This is a genomic window from Nostoc paludosum FACHB-159 (assembly GCF_014698835.1).
GTDB classification, from domain to species: Bacteria; Cyanobacteriota; Cyanobacteriia; order Cyanobacteriales; family Nostocaceae; genus Nostoc; species Nostoc paludosum.
In genome coordinates this window covers 65,555-83,045 of the sequence record NZ_JACJTU010000034.1, presented here as the reverse complement: position 1 = coordinate 83,045, position 17,491 = coordinate 65,555, and the positions used below count along the sequence as shown (strand labels likewise).

12 protein-coding genes are annotated in these 17,491 nt (G+C 39.4%); 4 read left to right on the top strand and 8 right to left on the bottom strand.

Going from position 1 to position 17,491, the window contains the following annotated elements; genetic code table 11:
- Positions 1–227: 227 nt before the first annotated feature.
- Both bchH and H6H03_RS41480 read left to right on the top strand, forming a co-directional pair.
- Positions 228–4,064, top strand: coding sequence for a magnesium chelatase subunit H (gene bchH / locus H6H03_RS27330; RefSeq protein ID WP_190958197.1), 3,837 nt, complete (start codon positions 228–230; stop codon positions 4,062–4,064).
- Positions 4,065–4,089: 25 nt separating this feature from the next.
- A complete protein-coding gene (locus H6H03_RS41480; protein WP_277926186.1) occupies positions 4,090–4,224 on the top strand; it encodes a hypothetical protein in 135 nt (44 codons plus the stop codon).
- A 2-nt stretch (positions 4,225–4,226) separates the two neighbouring features.
- Here H6H03_RS41480 and H6H03_RS27325 read toward each other — a convergent pair whose 3' ends face one another.
- The 6 genes from H6H03_RS27325 to argC form a co-directional block, all read right to left on the bottom strand.
- On the bottom strand, positions 4,227–5,459 hold the full coding sequence (locus H6H03_RS27325; RefSeq protein WP_190958196.1) for a hypothetical protein: 1,233 nt from the start codon (positions 5,457–5,459) through the stop codon (positions 4,227–4,229).
- A gap of 253 nt (positions 5,460–5,712) precedes the next feature.
- Positions 5,713–6,333, bottom strand: coding sequence for a hypothetical protein (locus tag H6H03_RS27320; protein ID WP_190958195.1), 621 nt, complete (start codon positions 6,331–6,333; stop codon positions 5,713–5,715).
- Positions 6,334–7,001: 668 nt separating this feature from the next.
- Positions 7,002–7,397, bottom strand: a complete 396-nt coding sequence (locus tag H6H03_RS27315) for a type II toxin-antitoxin system death-on-curing family toxin (protein WP_190958194.1) — start codon at positions 7,395–7,397, stop codon at positions 7,002–7,004.
- The gene (locus H6H03_RS27310; RefSeq protein WP_190958193.1) at positions 7,390–8,010 is read right to left on the bottom strand and encodes a hypothetical protein; all 621 of its coding nucleotides are present in this window, start codon (positions 8,008–8,010) and stop codon (positions 7,390–7,392) included. Before H6H03_RS27310 ends, H6H03_RS27315 begins: the two co-directional genes overlap by 8 nt.
- Before the next feature lie 87 nt (positions 8,011–8,097).
- On the bottom strand, positions 8,098–9,135 hold the full coding sequence (locus H6H03_RS27305; protein WP_190958192.1) for an ABC transporter permease: 1,038 nt from the start codon (positions 9,133–9,135) through the stop codon (positions 8,098–8,100).
- Positions 9,136–9,434: 299 nt separating this feature from the next.
- Positions 9,435–10,406 carry an N-acetyl-gamma-glutamyl-phosphate reductase gene (gene argC / locus H6H03_RS27300; protein ID WP_190958191.1) on the bottom strand — a complete coding sequence of 324 codons (972 nt, stop codon included), beginning with the start codon at positions 10,404–10,406 and terminating at the stop codon, positions 9,435–9,437.
- 537 nt (positions 10,407–10,943) lie between these two features.
- Here argC and H6H03_RS27295 point away from each other — a divergent pair.
- Positions 10,944–12,212 (top strand): MFS transporter, encoded by a 1,269-nt coding sequence (locus H6H03_RS27295; RefSeq protein ID WP_190958190.1) that lies wholly within the window; start codon positions 10,944–10,946, stop codon positions 12,210–12,212.
- Between the two features lie 43 nt (positions 12,213–12,255).
- On the opposite strand, the gene glpK is transcribed toward H6H03_RS27295, so the two are convergent.
- Positions 12,256–13,761: a glycerol kinase GlpK gene (gene glpK, locus H6H03_RS27290; RefSeq protein ID WP_190958189.1), complete on the bottom strand. Its 1,506-nt coding sequence runs from the start codon at positions 13,759–13,761 to the stop codon at positions 12,256–12,258.
- 274 nt (positions 13,762–14,035) lie between these two features.
- Between glpK and H6H03_RS27285 the strand changes: the two genes are divergently transcribed.
- Complete coding sequence (locus H6H03_RS27285) at positions 14,036–15,028, top strand: hypothetical protein (RefSeq protein WP_190958188.1); 993 nt, start codon at positions 14,036–14,038, stop codon at positions 15,026–15,028.
- A gap of 183 nt (positions 15,029–15,211) precedes the next feature.
- Here the strand turns inward: H6H03_RS27285 and H6H03_RS27280 are convergent, their stop codons facing one another.
- Complete coding sequence (locus tag H6H03_RS27280; RefSeq protein ID WP_190958187.1) at positions 15,212–16,384, bottom strand: PAS domain S-box protein; 1,173 nt, start codon at positions 16,382–16,384, stop codon at positions 15,212–15,214.
- Positions 16,385–17,491 lie beyond the last annotated feature (1,107 nt).

The window sequence follows — 17,491 nt, the reverse complement described above, 5'->3', positions numbered from 1 at the left end:
AATCCCTAAAATTTGTTTTGTCCGGTGGGGATATTTCTGGATATAATCAAAAACCATAACTAATATCGAAAAATGGTAGACGCTCAATTTAACGTTTTACCATTTTTCTTTTCCTAAGTTAATATTTCGGACAAGTCTATTAACCTGAATCTGGCGGTAGATATTTAACAATCAGCTTGAAAGCACGTTTAAAATTTAAGTGAAGAAATATTTCGTAACTTACGGGCATGAAACGCATCGTCTTGGTTGCTGGGTTTGAATCGTTTAACGCTGACTTGTACAGAAAAGCGGCTTTTTTGGCTAACTCTGGCTGTCCACAGTTGGATATTCGGGTATTTAGCGATCGCGATCTTACAAGCAAACGCCAACAAGTAGAAGCAGCACTCGATGGTGCGGATGTGTTTTTCGGCAGCTTACTATTTGATTATGACCAAGTTGTGTGGTTGCGCGATCGCATTGCCCAAATTCCCATTCGGCTGGTGTTTGAGTCAGCCTTGGAATTGATGAGTTTAACCAAGCTGGGTGATTTTGCCATTGGCGATAAACCCAAAGGAATGCCCAAACCAGTTAAATTCATCCTCGACAAATTCAGCAACGGACGGGAAGAAGACAAACTCGCAGGTTACATCAGTTTCTTAAAAATTGGCCCGAAACTCCTCAAATACGTGCCAGTACAAAAAGTCCAAGACTTACGCAACTGGTTAATTATCTATGGTTACTGGAATGCAGGCGGTTCAGAAAACGTCGCTTCATTATTCTGGACACTGGCAGAAAAATACTTAGGTTTAAAAGTCGGCGACATTCCCCCACCAGTAGAAACGCCGAATATGGGGTTACTCCATCCCGACTATTCAGGGTTTTTTGCATCGCCGCGTGAATATTTGGAATGGTATCGGCACAAGGACGCGGGGACGCGGGGACACGGAGATGCGGGGAAAGAGGATGTGGGAATGCAGGGACAGTTCAATGTAGGAAATGTATCACAAATACTCTCCGCGTCCCCGCGTCACCCACTCTCCACGTCTTCTACTCCCCAGTCTCCAGTTATAGGCATTCTTCTTTACCGCAAACACGTCGTTACCAAACAACCTTATATTCCGCAACTGATTCGTCGTTTTGAAGCAGCTGGGTTAATTCCTTTGCCGATTTTCATCAACGGTGTGGAAGGACATGTGGCGGTAAGAGATTGGATGACGACTGACTACGAAAGTCAGCAACGAAAATTACGCAATATTGAGACTCCCTCACTTTCTAGTGAAGCAGTGAAGGTGGATGCGATCGTTTCTACAATTGGTTTTCCTCTGGTGGGTGGCCCAGCTGGTTCAATGGAAGCAGGGCGTCAGGTAGAAGTAGCAAAGCGCATTCTCACTGCGAAGAATGTACCTTATATTGTTGCAGCACCACTATTAATTCAAGATATTTACTCTTGGACGCGTCAAGGTATCGGCGGCTTGCAAAGTGTCGTATTGTATGCTTTACCAGAATTGGATGGCGCAATTGATACCGTTCCCCTCGGCGGTTTAGTGGGCGAAAATATTTATCTAGTTCCCGAACGGGTGCAGCGATTAATTGGTAGAGTCAAAAGTTGGGTGGCTTTACGACAAAAACCTGCATCGGAACGCAAGATTGCGATTATTTTATATGGTTTCCCCCCAGGTTACGGTGCCGTCGGCACAGCTGCATTATTAAATGTGCCTCGTAGTCTTTTGAAGTTTCTTTCTGCACTCAAAGACCAAGGTTATACCGTCGGAGATTTACCAGAAGATGGAGAAGAATTAATTCGCTGGGTAAAACAAGCAGATGAATCTTTAAACGATACAAATAATATCCCCGCGTCTCCCCATCCCCGCGTCCCCGCGTCCTCTTCCCCCGCGTCCGTCAACGTCCGCACATTAGAAAAATGGCTGGGATATCTGCGAACATCTCGCATCGAAAAACAATGGAAATCTCTCACGGGAACTGGTATTAAAACCTATGGTGATGAATTCCAAATTGGTGGTGTGCAATTAGGCAATGTGTGGATAGGTGTACAACCACCTTTGGGAATACAAGGCGACCCCATGCGTTTAATGTTTGAACGGGATTTAACGCCGCATCCCCAATATGCTGCTTACTATAAATGGCTGCAAAATGAGTTTCAAGCTGATGCTATAGTTCACTTTGGAATGCATGGTACGGTGGAATGGTTGCCTGGTTCTCCTTTGGGGAATACTGGTTATTCTTGGTCGGATATTCTGTTAGGAGATTTGCCTAATCTATATATATATGCGGCGAATAATCCTTCTGAGTCGATTTTGGCAAAACGTCGCGGTTATGGTGTGTTGATTTCCCATAATGTACCGCCTTATGGACGTGCAGGTTTGTATAAGGAATTGGTAGCATTGCGAGATTTAATTTCGGAATATCGAGAAGATCCAGAAAAGAATTATGCGCTGAAGGAAGCGATTTGTAAAAAAATTGTGGACACTGGTTTAGATGCAGATTGTCCGTTTGAGGATGCAAAAAAGTTGGGGATTTCGTTTACTCCGGAAAATATTCGGATGTTTAGTGGTCATGCTTTTGAGCATTATTTGGTGGAGTTGTATGAGTATTTGCAGGTTTTAGAAAATCGGTTGTTTTCTTCGGGGTTGCATATTTTGGGGGAAAGGCCGAGTGAGGAGGAGTTGGGTTCGTATTTGGAGGCTTATTTTGGGGAGGAGGAAGAAATAAACGAACCGCAAAGGCGCAAAGGACGCAAAGAAGAAAGAGAAGAGGAGGAAAGATTAATAAGGGATTTGTTGATGCAATCTACGGATGAGTTAACGAATTTGTTGAGGGGGTTGAATGGGGAATATATTCCGCCTGCACCTGGTGGTGATTTGTTGCGGGATGGGGTTGGGGTTTTGCCGACTGGGAGAAATATTCATGCTTTAGATCCTTATAGAATGCCTTCGCCTGGGGCTTATGAAAGGGGACGGGAAATTGGTAGAAAGATTATTGCCCAGCATTTGGAAGAATATGGGAAATATCCGGAAACTGTGGCGGTGATGTTATGGGGATTGGATGCAATTAAAACTAAGGGTGAATCTTTGGGGATTCTTTTGGAATTGGTGGGGGCTGAACCTGTTAAGGAAGGAACTGGTAGAATTGTTCGTTATGAATTAAAACCTTTGGCGGAGGTTGGACATCCTCGGATTGATGTGTTGGGAAATTTATCGGGAATTTTCCGCGATAGTTTTGTGAATATTATTGAATTGTTGGATGATTTGTTTCAACGGGCGGCTGATATTGATGAACCGGAAGATCAGAATTTTATTAGAAAACATGCTTTGGTTTTGAAGGCGCAAGGTGTAGAAAATGCATCAGCGAGATTGTTTTCTAATCCGGCGGGTGATTTTGGTTCTTTGGTGAATGATAAAGTGGTTGATGGCAACTGGGAATCTGGCGAAGAGTTGGGTAATACTTGGCAAAGTCGGAATGTTTTTAGCTATGGTAGAAATGATAAAGGTCAAGCTAGACCGGAAGTTTTGAATACGTTATTAAAAACAAGCGATCGCATTGTTCAAGAAATCGATTCAGTAGAATATGGTTTAACTGATATTCAGGAATATTATGCTAATACTGGTGGCTTGAAAAAGGCAGCAGAAAAACAACGCGGTCAGAAAGTTACAACCAGTTTTGTAGAAAGTTTCTCGAAAGATACTACGCCTCGCAATTTAGATGATTTACTCAGAATTGAATATCGCAGCAAATTAGTAAATCCCAAATGGGCCCAAGCAATGGCGAATCAAGGTTCGGGTGGTGCATTTGAAATTTCTCAACGTATGACGGCGTTAATCGGTTGGGGTGGTACTGCCGATTTTACTGATAATTGGGTTTATGACCAAGCAGCTGATACTTATGCTTTAGATGCAGAAATGGCAGATAAATTACGCAAGGCAAATCCCGAAGCTTTCCGCAATATTGTAGGCAGAATGTTGGAGGCACACGGGCGCGGTTTTTGGCAAGCCGATGATGAGAAGTTAGATAAATTGCGCCAATTGTATGAGTTGACAGATGAAGAGCTAGAGGGTGTTACAGTTTAGTAAATAGGGATGAACTATGAAGTTTATGATTACTATATTTAAAGATGAAGACGGGATGTTTATTGCCGTTGGTTGGGAAGTTGCTCGTGGAACATTGCGAAGTCTAATTTCTAAGGCGGGAATAACTATAGAGGGCTTTTTGGAAGCTTTGGATAGTTGACTTTAACAGCGTTGTTGTTTTTTGAATATTGACAATAACAAACACATAAACCCCATTATTAGTACCGATACTGAAGAAGTTGGTTCTGGCACTGATTGAGGATTTTGCCAAGGTTGATAACCGATGGCATTTTCTGGAATGATATTGAGTGATGCCAAAAATTGCTCAATATTGTTAGATATATCGCTGTTATTAATATCGGTATTTTTAGAAGAGATGAGTCGGTTAAACGTTTGCGTAGTTGATGCGTCAAAATCTTTTGTTAATACCAGAAAATTTTGACCTATTTTACCTATGAGGGAGTCAATTAAGTTGTTAACATCAGTCTTGACTTCCTGTGGAGATAAATTTAAGCTACCGATGTTATTGACGTTTCCAGTAGTTGTATTATCGCTATCTGTTAGCCAATTACCATTACCAATAATTGTATTTCCATCGGTAAAAACCCAATTACCATTACCAATAATTGTATTATTTTTACCAAAATCCCAGTTGCCATTTCCAATAGTTGAGTTATCGCTGCCGAAGTGCCAATTGCCATTTCCTAGCGTTGCGTTTTTACTTCCGTTGTCCCAATACCAGTTACCATTACCCAGATTTGTATTATCCTTTCCAAATAACCAGTTGCCATTGCCAATGGTTGCGTTGTCATTATTAAAGTTCCAATTTCCATTGCCTATGGTTGCGCTGTTATTGCCATAATCAGAGTTAAAATTACCAATTGTTGCGTTACTCTTACCAAAGTTTCTGTTAGCATTGCCAACGGGTGCGTTACCCTCATTAAAACGTGGAGTACCAGTATTAGATGTATTTCCACTGTTACTAAAAGGTATATTATCACCAAGGACTTCTCTTAACGGATCGAAAGGCGATCGCTCAAGCACATTCCCACTATCTAAAATTAGATTACCACCATTTAGAAATGGGTTTGTACCTCCTGCCAATGTTTTGTCAACGTCCTTAAAAAAATTGTCACCTAGAATTAACTTCAAGCGATCGAAAATTAATTGTTGAAGTTTACTGCCAGCATCGCCAGCAAAAGGGTTAATACTACCACCTGGAATATTTCCCCCACCATTGCCAATAACAAGATTGTTACCATTTGTTAGTAGGCTCCCTTCAGCATAGAAATTGCCATCGGTAGCGAAGGAACTACTGTTATACAGGTTGCTACCACCGCCTGCATTAAAGGTGTTAACCCCATTATTTATGGAATCGATAGCAGATGCTTCCATTAGCATTAATTCTCCTATTTGCTATGCTAAGTATCACTTTAGTCAACCAAAAATTTATTTAAATAAAGGCTTTTATTGTTTTGGTAGTAAACGTGAGAGAAAATTTTGCCTAAAGGCTTTATAGTAAAAATTTTCAGTGCATAACATGGCTAATTAGCATAGTATGTACTGAAAAAAATCATTATTATTTCCTTGTGGCGATGAGTGATTTACTCAAGGATTATAATTGCTGTCTTTATTAAGCAAATGGGATTTATCCACCACCGAATGATGGAATTTGGCTAGGATCGAATGATGGGATTTGCTCCCCATTACCACCACCAAATGATGGGATTTTGCTAGGATCGAATGATGGAATTTGTTCACCATTACCACCACCAAATGATGGGATTTTGCTAGGATCAAATGATGGGATTTGTCCACCATTACCACCATCAAATGATGGGATTTTGCTAGGATCGAATGATGGTATTTCATCGTCACCCAGTTCTTCGTTCAACCTTGAATTAACCAGGTTGTCAATAGTAACTCTTAAATTAAAACCGTCTGGTATTTCAGTTGTGCTGATATTAGTACTTTGACTACCAGCACCAGTTAAAGGGTCGCGACCGCCGCCTCCAGCAGATGGATTTACACCGCCTGCAAAAATATTCCAAAAGTTGTCACCAGCAAAAGGATTACCATTATAAGGTAGATTATCGCCCCCACCACCCAAGGGATTACCGCTATTCTCTCCATTACCAACACCACTGAATAGATTAGATAATTCTTCATCACTCAGAACTTCACTCAGGCGACCGAAGGGTGAATTTCTTAATGGATTGTCTCCAGCACTAGAGGAGTTCCCGCTACCACTATTAATTAAATCTGTCATCAGGATTAATCCCCCTAATTTTTAGCAGAAAAATCTTGCTAGCGTCTAGGAATGTGACTTGAATTTTACGAAGTACAGTAAGAATGAAAACTTTATTTAGGAAGTTTTCAATCAGACTTTATTTTCATAAATTTAATGAAATTCATACAGCTATATGAAAGACAAAATCAAGTCTGTTCCATGACTTTTGTGTTGGCAAAATAGTGAGTAGTTCTGGATTTTATTGTTTATCTTGTCAAAGTTTAGATAATCAATTTTTAACCAATACTACTTACATTTACAACTTATGTGATTTAACTGATAAAGGCAATGGAAAATGTTTTGATAGATTTACCAAAATTGTAGATATTTTTATAAAAAAATAAGTAAAATTGACTAAGGATATTTGTATAACAAAATTAAAATTTACTTCAATATCATATTGGGATAAAAAATATTTGGAGCAATTTGTCAAATTTTTAGATATTTATTGTCAAATTTTTAGATCCCTAATTAATCTGCCTTGGTTTAGGGTTCAATTACTTTTATCTGATATTCTACCGCCAGAGAGATGGCAATAACATACTTAATACTTTAATCCCTGAATCCTAGAAGCTAATACCATCGGTACACCTGCACTATGTTGCACATGCTTGGGGTCAAGGACAATTACTTAAATTTTAAATTATTTAAAATAATTCTATGATGTGATTTTTCAGTATTTCAATTAACTTTTGCTTATTAACTTCATTATTAGAAACTTGTATTGTCAATTCTTCAGCCTCTTTTGATGTCATATTAAGTTCATAATCATTCAAGTTTAAAAATGTGACCATAACATCAAAAGCAGTTCGTTTATTACCATCTACAAAAGCATGGTTATTAGTGATATGAAACAAGTATGCTGCTGCTTGTTCAAAAATTGTAGGATGCAAAAATTCTCCCCCAAAAGTTGCTTGAGGCTGCGAAATAGCAGATTCTAGCAAGCCTTCATCGCGTATACCTGGTAAGCCGCCATATAGATTAATCTGCTTATTATGTATACTTAACACATCTTGTTTTTCAATAAATTTAGGACTATGCAAGATTTCTGTACACCTGATCCCATTTTTTCGTAGATGCTAGAGAAGTCAGCATAACTTCCGTTTCTTGAGGATTTATGTCTCCCAAGTCCAGCGCATTAATTTCTTCTTCAGATAATACGTTGACTTTTAAACTCGCTTTTATCATTGATTGAATGACATGTTTTAATGTTTCTAAAACAATGTAATCATCTTTATAAGAACTATCAAGTTCAGCTTGAGTTTTAAATTCTTGATAGAAATTTACATGAGCCAATATCAACTCTTTTTCTGTTTCTCTATTGTCTTTTTCCAGCCCAAAGTACCAGTATTTATCTACAACAATTTCCTTAAGCAGAAAATTGTATTTCACAAAAAGGATAAGAGCTAATTCACCTTGTTTGCATTTTATTATAAACTCCTCAAGCAGACGATCTAGCTTATCAAACTTATATCGATACTGTCTTAGCTCTTCTCTAAGCTGATTAAGAGATATCTGCCGACTATTAGCCAACTCAACTATCTCCGCCATCGCTTTATCTTGCGTATTAGCATCATTCAGGCATCTTCCAAGGAATTCTATCCTCTCCTGAATGCTTGTAATTATTTCTTGTGGAAATGTAAAGCTATGTACCATCTTTTATGTACCTGGCTTGTGAGGTTATAGGCTTCCCCTAAAATTACTTTAACTGCCAAATGCAGACTGTTGTTTTTATTCACAAAATTAATCTATGTTTATTCGCCGTTCTACGGCGAGACTGATGGCAATAAATAGCACAGCTAATCCCTGAATGGCATAAACCACAGTCACCGGCACACCTGCACTGCGTTGCATAACATTAGCGCCACTGCGAAGTGCAGCAAAAAATAGGGAAGTTAACAATACACCGAAAACACTACCACGACTTAAAAAAGCGATCGCAATTGCATCAAATCCATAACCTGGCGAAACTTGTTCAAATAGCCGAAATTTCAACCCCATTACCTCAGTTCCACCCGCTAACCCAGCTAAACCACCCGCTAACGCCATCACCAGCATAATAGTGCGTTGTACGGAAATACCAGCATAACGAGCAGCATTCGGGTTAAATCCCACAGCTGAAATTTGGTATCCTAAAGGCGATCGCACTAACAATACCCACAAAATTCCCGCTGCAATCAACGCCAGCAAAATCCCCGCATGGGCAAGACTTCCCGGTAAAATAATCGGTAACTGAGCAGATTTAGCAATCAGTGGCGAATAAGGACTAGGTGCTGCTGGTGCTTTCAGAGGATTTTGTACCAAATAGCTAACTAAATTCACTGCAATATAATTCAACAACAACGTAGTGATTACCTCATTCACTCCCCGCATTGCTTTCAAGTAACCAGGAATCCAACCCCAAATCGCACCCAGTAAAAATCCTGCTAACAACGACAGCGGAATGTGAATCAAAGCAGGTAATCCTTGCACATATAACCCAATTAAAGTACTTCCTAAAGCACCTAGATAAATTTGTCCTTCACCACCGATATTAAATTGACCGGCACGCAACGCCACCAATACCCCTAAACTAGCGAACAATAGCGGCGTCATTTTAGTAAGAGTATTACCCAATCCAAAGTAGGTAGAAAGGGATTCTTGAAATAAAGCTGTGTATGCGACGATGGGATTTGCCCTAGCGCATAAGATGAGAATTGCGCCAACGAGTAGGGCAGATGCGATCGCAATCAATGGCGATAAGATTGGTAACAGGCGTTTAACGCGATTCGTAGTAATCATGATGCGATGTTTGCCAACCTTATACTTTGACTGAGAACCATTACAAGATTATCGCGGAGATTTAAAACTGAAAGTTGAAGCTTAGAGGCTCAAAGTTCGAGTTCAAAACCTCAACATTTGAGTTCAAAACCCCAACGTTCAAGCTCAAAACCTCAACGTTCTAGTTCAAAACCTCAACGTTCTAGTTCAAAACCTCAACGTTCTAGTTCAAAACCTCAACGTTCTAGTTCAAAACCTCAACGTTCTAGTTCAAAACCTCAACGTTCAAACTTATTTCCCATCCCCCCATCCCCCAACCCTCACAATCCCAACTCTTCTGAAAGACCTAACATAATATTGAGATTTTGGACTGCGGCGCCGGATGCGCCTTTGCCTAAGTTGTCAAGACGAGCAACTAGCAGCGCTTCTTTGGTAGCGTCATTGGGGAAGACAAAAATCTGAACAAAGTTGGTGCCATTCATTGCTTTGGCATCTAGAAACGTTCCGTCTCTGAGAAGCGTGGGTTCTTTGAATGGAGCAACTTGGACAAACTTTTCACTTTGGTAATAGTCAGCGATCGCTTCATAGATTACCTCACCTGATGGTGGATTATCCAAAATCCACAACGGCAAAGGTACTTGTACTAACATCCCCTGTTCAAAATCACCTACTGACGGTACAAACAGCGGCGGCGATGCTAACCCAGAAAAGTAATGCATTTCTTTAACGTGCTTATGCCCAAACTGCAAACCATAGATGCCATAGGGATAAAGCGATTCTCCCCCGGCTTGCTGTTCGTGGAAAGCATCGTACTTTTGAATCAGATTTTTCCCACCACCAGAGTAACCTGACACTGCATTCACGGTGATAGGAAAGTCAGCTTTTAAAATTCCTTTGGCAATCAAGGGACGGATACAAGCCAAAAATCCCGTCGGGTAACAACCGGGATTGCTTACAAACTGAGCGCTGGCGATTTTTTCTCGCTGTCCTGGATTTAGTTCGGGAAAGCCATATACCCAACCCTGTGCTGTACGATGAGCAGTACTGGCATCAAGAATTTTAACGCTAGTATTGGTAACTAAGCTCACAGCTTCGCGGGCGGCGTCATCAGGCAGGCAGAGAATGACAACATCCACGGCATTAAGCAGTTTAGCTCGCTCAGTGGCATCTTTTCGTTTAGATGCCTCAATGCTAACTATCTCGATGTCATCCCGTTGGTTGAGGCGTGAGTAAATTTGTAAGCCTGTGGTTCCTGATTCTCCATCAATGAAAATCTTCGGTTTAGTAGTCATGCGATCGCCATCTTAACTTTATATGTTAAGTGGTATTTTAAAACAGTTATAGTAATCCGCTTTGATTTTTGAACTTAGTTGACTTAGCAGGCCATAGGAAAGAAGGTTTTTTGAGTCGGGGGCGAATTGTATCAAAAATCGAATGGGAGTGCTATAGCAGTTATTAAATTTTAAGACGGGAATTTAGACCCAAATCAAACTTACCATGCAAGAGGGAAACTCTGATTTACAACTATTTACTCTTCATTTTTTCAACAATCTTTAAAAGGCTTTAAATCTCTCTTGCTCTTTCCATAACTTTGCGTCATTGCAATTTAGAGTATTTATTCCTAGTTAGTTGGGTGTAAATTGCCAAAAATATTGCAGACAAATAACTTGGATTTTTTGGAGAAAAATATTCTCTGAATGTGATTTAAGTGGAGCATCTGGGAACAATTTATGGGATTCAGGTTTTTGCTCAGTACTTAGCACTTACTAAGTGCCTAAACAAGTACATAAACCTGTTGAAAATGCTGCCCATATTTCTGCAATTTAAAAATGCTCAATTCTGAAATTCAAAAAGACCTTCGTTATAATTTTGCTGTTAATGTTGTTGAAAGTGGATTTTTTGGGTTAGGAAGCGGTTTTGCTTCTTATATCACGATTATTCCTCTATTTGTTAGTGGTTTTACCGATTCTGCATTGCTCATCGGTTTGATACCAGCTATTCCACGTTTAGGTTACCAATTACCTCAGCTATTAACCGCTGATAAAGTAGCTCGACTACAATATTACAAATCGACTGTAATGCTGTTAACAATTCACCAGAAACTTCCTTTTCTGGGATTAGCACTGGTCGCTTTGTTAGACTTGAAACTCAATAACCAAACTATCTTAGAACTAACATTTGCCATACTCATTTGGCAGGGACTAGGCAGCGGATTTAGTTCTATTCCTTGGCAGAGCATGGTTGCTAAAATTGTTCCCTCTGGAAAGCTTGGTATTTTTCACGGTTCCTTAACTGCGTCTGCTAATCTGATGAGCGTTTGTGGTGCTGTGATAGCTGGTTTATTGCTTAAGCAAATTGCCCAACCATTTAACTTTGCTCTCTGTTTTTTGTGTGCGAGTTTTGCAATGGCTCTATCTTGGTTTTTTATGTCTAGGACGCGAGAGCCGATAAGTAACTCATCATCTTCCATTGAGAGTAAACGTGAATTTTGGGATAGCCTTAGTGTGATTCTCCGATGCGATCGCAATTTCCGTTACTTTACCATCGCACGTCTGATTTCACAATTAGCACTGATGCCACTCCCCTTCTATACACTCTATGCCGTACATCGATATGGCATGGGAGAAGAATCTGTTGGGTTCATTACTGCTTTACTGATGCTAACGCAAACTATTTCTGGATTGGTTTTGGGTTGGATGGGCGATCGCTGGGGTAACAAGTTAGCTTTGGAGACTGGTTGTATTGCCTGTGCCATCAGTTCGGCTTTAGCTGGCCTAGCACCAAATGTAAACTGGTTTTACTTGGTATTTGTAGGAGCAGGAATAGGTGCGATCGCTCTCCAAAATGTTGCTGCCGTAATGACTTTAGAGTTTGGTAACCAGCACCAACGACCGGCCTATATTGGTCTGGGTAATACCCTTGTCGCTCCTGCCACCATCATTGCTCCCATACTAGGCGGATTGATAGCGGACAATATTAACTATCAAACTACCTTCTGGGTGGCAGCGATCGGTGGATTACTTACAGCACTGCTTTTGCACTTAGAAGTACGCGATCCACGCTATGTGGAACAAAATTTGAGTAATGTTGACTCCTAAATTTCTTAATTACGAATTACGAATTACGAATTACGAATTGGTATTAGTCTGTCCAACCGAGAGTGCGTTTGACTGCCTTTTGCCAAGTAGCAAAATTCGATAAATTGCTCTTTGGCTCGAATACGCACTCAATCTGCCGTTGCTGCACCAATGCTTCATAGTTCTCCCAAAATCCCACGGCTAAACCTGCTGCGAATGCTGCACCCTGAACGGTAGTATCACGCATTATCGGACGTTCAACTGGAATACCTAAGACATCAGCTTGAAATTGCATCAAAAAATCGTTCTCGCAAGCACCACCATCTACAGTTAATCGCCCAACCGATGTACCACTAGATACATTTATCGCCTGCACTACTTCCACAACTTGGTAAGCGATCGCCTCTAACACGGCGCGTACTAAATGCTCTGGTTGTGCGCTGGCGGTAATCCCAAAAAATGCTCCCCTGGCGCTCATATCCCAGTAGGGTGCGCCCAGTCCGCTAAATGCAGGTACAAAATATACGCCGCCATTATCTGTAACTCGATTTGCCATTGCTTCAGTTTCAGCCGCAGTTTTAATCAACTTCAAGCTATCGCGTAACCATTGGATACAAGCGCCACTGGTAAACATACTGCCTTCTAAGGCATAGCCGACATCCAAAACCCCGCTTGAATTCCTTTGCGTCCATGCCACTGTGGAAATGAGTTTTTCGGGCGATCGCACAATTTGAGAGCCAGTGTGAGCTACCAAAAAGCTACCAGTACCATAAGTACATTTCATTAAACCAGGACGATGGCAGCCATGACCAAACAAAGCAGCTTGCTGATCCCCCAAAATCGCACTAATGGGAATTTCCACACCCAATAAAGTAGTATCAGTAACTCCAAACACCCCTAAACTAGGCTGAATCTGGGGCAGAATTTGAGCCGGAATTTGGAACAACTTGAGGAGAATCTCATCCCACTCACAGGTTTTGAGATTCATTAACATTGTGCGACTGGCGTTGCTGTGGTCGGTAGCATGGACTTTTCCGCCTGTGAGTTTCCATAGCACCCAAGTATCAATAGTCCCTGCTAAGACGTTGTTGAGATCCACATCTGTAAACTTGTCTAATAGCCATCTGAGTTTAGTGGCAGAAAAGTAGGCATCGATAATTAATCCGGTGCGATCGTAAATTTCTGGAGCATAGCCTTCCTGTTGTAACTTCTGACACAATGGAGCAGTGCGTCGGTCTTGCCAAACGATCGCTTTATGGAGTGGTTTCCCTGTAGTTTTGTCCCAAATTAAACAGGTTTCACGTTGCACAGTCAATCCCAACGCTGCGATCGCTGATGGGGGAATTTTGGCATTGGCGATCGCTGTTTCCATCACCCAGCAAGTATCCTGCCAGATTTCTTCAGGGTCATGTTCTAGCCATCCTGGTTGTGGATAATACTGAGTCAATTCTTTGTATGCCTGTCCGACAATTTTACCTTCTGCATTAAACACAAAAGCGCGGTTGCCGGTAGTACCTAAGTCTAGTGCCAAGATGTAGCCCGATGATGGAGTTGTGCTGCCAATGTCCATAGCCGAATAATGCGATCGTGATTTTATCAATATCTGTCAAATCAGATATACATTATTTTGTGTCAACCTGACTAAGTAACTCAATCTACATAAATACCAAAGTTGTCTTCGCCGCTTGTAATAAAAATTAAAAACAAAAAATATGGAAATATAAATCCACCAACTGTATTAATACAACAAGCCTAAATTATTCACAAACATAACATTTCTCTTTCTCTCTTCTCTGGGTGAAGTTCAGGTTTTAAATAGGATAAATTTTTGAGGTTTAGCCAAAATGAAATTACAAAAATACAACAAATTTGCAACTCTACTAAGCGTTGGATGGATTTTATCTAATTTTGCTGCCGCTTATGCAAATGATAACTTCCAAATAGCAAATGCCTGGAGCAAGAATACCACAAAAACAAATCTTCTTAATCTTGCATCCAATTCCATACCTCAACCAAAACTAGTTTTTATCGGAACAGAACCATATACAGTGTCGGGCAAGAATTTTCAAAGATATAAATTATCAGTAGCTAACTGGAATGCATTCCCTAACAACTTATTTACAAAAGCACCAGATTTACCTCCTTGTGGGCAAAACAATAGTTCTTCTAGGACTTGGGTAAATATCTATAATGGCCAAACCAACCAGCGAATTTACGGTTTCTGTGGATTTTCTTCACCTAACGATCTCAATTCTCTTTGGTTTGCAGTTGAGCAAGGTGAAGCACCTCCCCAATCCATATATATCATTTTAAAAGATAGAAAAACTAACCAAGAATATCGTTCTAACCTAGTGTCATTAACAAATGAAACACAAGCATTTAAAGAAGACTGTATCGCTTTCAATCCTAATAATATTAGCGTTAACCAAGTTAGCGATCGCTGGAAAATAGTTGAGAATGGCAATCACTGGATGTTTGACTTTGGTAATAAAAAAGATGAAGCGACACGTGCTTTCAAAGTTATCAAGCACTATGGCATAAATAAATCCTGTTTTGTTGGACGACCACAAGCATCGCTCAAATATCTATTAATAAATAGTAGCGCTCCTTCTGGTTCACTACAAGGCGAAGATTGTGTATCTTTTAATCCTGCTACTACAACCGTTAATCTAATTAACAATCGCTGGAAAATTGTAGACGGCAACCATTGGATGTTTGACTTTGGCAATAATAAATCTGAAGCGACAACATCATTAGCGATTATCAAAAAATATAACTTTAGCCATTCTTGCTTTGTTGGTAGACCCGATCCAAATTTTAGTTATCTGCGCCGATAAAATCAGATTCTAAGTTTAGATAAACTCAAAAAACTCATGTAGAGACACGGTAAATTGTGTCTCCCGTATTTAAAAGTTTTCTCTTGTAGGGTGGGCGTCTCACCCGCCCGTAATCATAGATAGACAAGATGCCGAACTTACAATAAATAGTTGGATACTTTTTATTTGTAAAGGTATTAATAATTAATCTAAATTTTTCAAAATCATGTGTTTTTTTAAATCAAAATCAATTACACCTTCTTCTTGTAATTTACCTATCAATCGTGTAATTGTCACCCTCGTAGTACAACAAGCACTAGCAATATCTTCATGAGTTAAACGAACACTTAAGCGAGTTCCCTCCGGTACAGTTTCACCAATTTCTCGTTTCAAAAGTTGTAATAGATAGTGTAAGCGCTCCTGTACCCGTCGCCTTCCAGAAATGACTAAAAATGATTCTGTTTGCCGTAAGCGTTGATTAATTTTTGGTAAAAGAGTATGACTGAGAGTTGGGGAAGTTGCTACTTCTGCTGCGTAAATTGACACCAACTCAACATCAGAAAGGGCTACTGCTTGGTAAATGTTGAGAGAAGTTAAACTACTGCCAAAAACCATTTCTGCTGTTGCTAATCCTAATAGTATTTCTTCGCCTGTTTCACAGTAAGTACTTAACTTGACCAAACCTTGACAAACATACCAAATTACCAATGGATTGAGAGGAATAGTTTCTCCTTTAGAATATTTCTGCACAGGATAATTGGGAAACAAGTCGCTGCTGTTATTCTTGACTACTGCTGATTCTAAAGGTTGACGTTGAGAAATATTACGTAGCATCCAGCGCAAATAAGTTGCTTTTCCTTGGGAATTACGAACAACAAGTACCGTCAAAGCTGCATCAAACAATTCGCCGTGACTTTGTTGCAAACGTATTAATAACTCTTTACCTCTGGGTGATTCGGATAGTTGTATAAGTTCATTACGAACCTGTTGGCGTTCTTCTAGAGGAACAAAATTAATCATTGGTTTGCCCACCAGAAAATGTTTTGAAACATTAAATAACTTAGCTGCTGTGTGGTTGGCTTCTTGAATAATACCTTCTGTATTAGTTACTAAATAGCCATCTGGTGCTAACTCGAATAAATCTTGATAGTGCTGACGTTCTGCTTCTAGCCAATTACGTGTTTGTATTAGTTCCTCATTTTGTTGATGCAGTTCCTCTGCCGCTAACTGCACTATCTTTGAAGTGTTATATAGTTCCTTAAAAGCCTGTGGCAGAAGATCTGGTGGAATCCAAGGCAAGACACTAGCAGTTTGGTATAAATCTGCTAAACGCTTGTGCAATACTTCTGCGCGTTGGATAAATTTTTCTATGTTCACCTTAAATTCCCGCTACTTAATTGCAGAGGTTGAGCAAAATAAATCTACTAGCTAAAGATTTGGAAAATTGCAGCATTGATGATTTTGTTGAGTAATATATTTAAGTTTCATGCAGCTGCAATTGTTGTTCAAATGAATTGATAGAAAAACCTTTACTGAGGGTTTTCAACAATTTATGTCTTAAAATGCTACAGCCGAGTCAGTTTTTTAAATGACATATATCACAATTAGCTCTAGACATTCAATATAAATTGAGTATCAAAATTGCTTAATAAACATTAAATATTTTTGCCAAGCAGAAAGTTTATAAATGTATAGTTTATGGCATTTAATTAAGTACTACTTCTACCTTTAGTAGGAAAATTCTGTAAACTCAGTTAAATACTAATTTGTGAATAAACTGATTAGCCTGTCAAAATTGTGACTAAAAGACAAACTCTAACGGACAGGACACTTGAAAAACGTAGATTTCAACCTTAAGTTATCACTCTTGTTGAATGCGCCGTATTACTCCTTTAATTATTGAACTTTAATGATAATTGTTTCCATTATTACCAAACTTCCATCACAAGAATCATGCCACTACTACTAAAGATATATAATCTTAATTAAGTTTATTTGTGTTCGTAGATACGTTTGAGTTTAATAAATTAGCAATAAATATCGCTGTTATACAGGCAAAATAAGACTACTGAGAACAAGCAATAGTCAAACTACTATATTCTTCAATAGGAAAAAGATTTTCTAACTTTATAAAAAGATGTATAGAAAAATACATATAATTTTAACAAATATTCGCTTCTTTAGTTAGAGGATAAATGAACTACTAAACTGGTGTAATTTAACAATGCGTAACAGCTTATCAACGCGCAAGTTATTAGGAGTGATGGATGAGATGTAAATAATATCAAATCTCGTCACTCCTTTTTATCTTTTTATTACTCTCATCTCAAGAAAAATTAGAAATCTTGATTTTGATAAATTTTTCTCAATCTAGCAAGTCTGGTTTGATTTGAAGAACTTACAGTGTTTTTCAGGTAAATGAAGTACATGGGTAGGGGCTTTACAGCTGTGTGCCCGTATAATGTGCAATCTGCTGTATTTGCT

Bases quoted from the DNA above. Each gene is read 5' to 3' on its own strand.
- bchH (WP_190958197.1), top strand. From the start codon at position 228: ATGAAACGCATCGTCTTGGTTGCTGGGTTTGAATCGTTTAACGCTGAC.
- H6H03_RS41480 (WP_277926186.1), top strand. From the start codon at position 4,090: ATGATTACTATATTTAAAGATGAAGACGGGATGTTTATTGCCGTTGGT.
- H6H03_RS27325 (WP_190958196.1), bottom strand. From the start codon at position 5,459: ATGGAAGCATCTGCTATCGATTCCATAAATAATGGGGTTAACACCTTT.
- H6H03_RS27320 (WP_190958195.1), bottom strand. From the start codon at position 6,333: ATGACAGATTTAATTAATAGTGGTAGCGGGAACTCCTCTAGTGCTGGA.
- H6H03_RS27310 (WP_190958193.1), bottom strand. From the start codon at position 8,010: ATGGTACATAGCTTTACATTTCCACAAGAAATAATTACAAGCATTCAG.
- H6H03_RS27305 (WP_190958192.1), bottom strand. From the start codon at position 9,135: ATGATTACTACGAATCGCGTTAAACGCCTGTTACCAATCTTATCGCCA.
- argC (WP_190958191.1), bottom strand. From the start codon at position 10,406: ATGACTACTAAACCGAAGATTTTCATTGATGGAGAATCAGGAACCACA.
- H6H03_RS27295 (WP_190958190.1), top strand. From the start codon at position 10,944: ATGCTCAATTCTGAAATTCAAAAAGACCTTCGTTATAATTTTGCTGTT.
- glpK (WP_190958189.1), bottom strand. From the start codon at position 13,761: ATGGACATTGGCAGCACAACTCCATCATCGGGCTACATCTTGGCACTA.
- H6H03_RS27285 (WP_190958188.1), top strand. From the start codon at position 14,036: ATGAAATTACAAAAATACAACAAATTTGCAACTCTACTAAGCGTTGGA.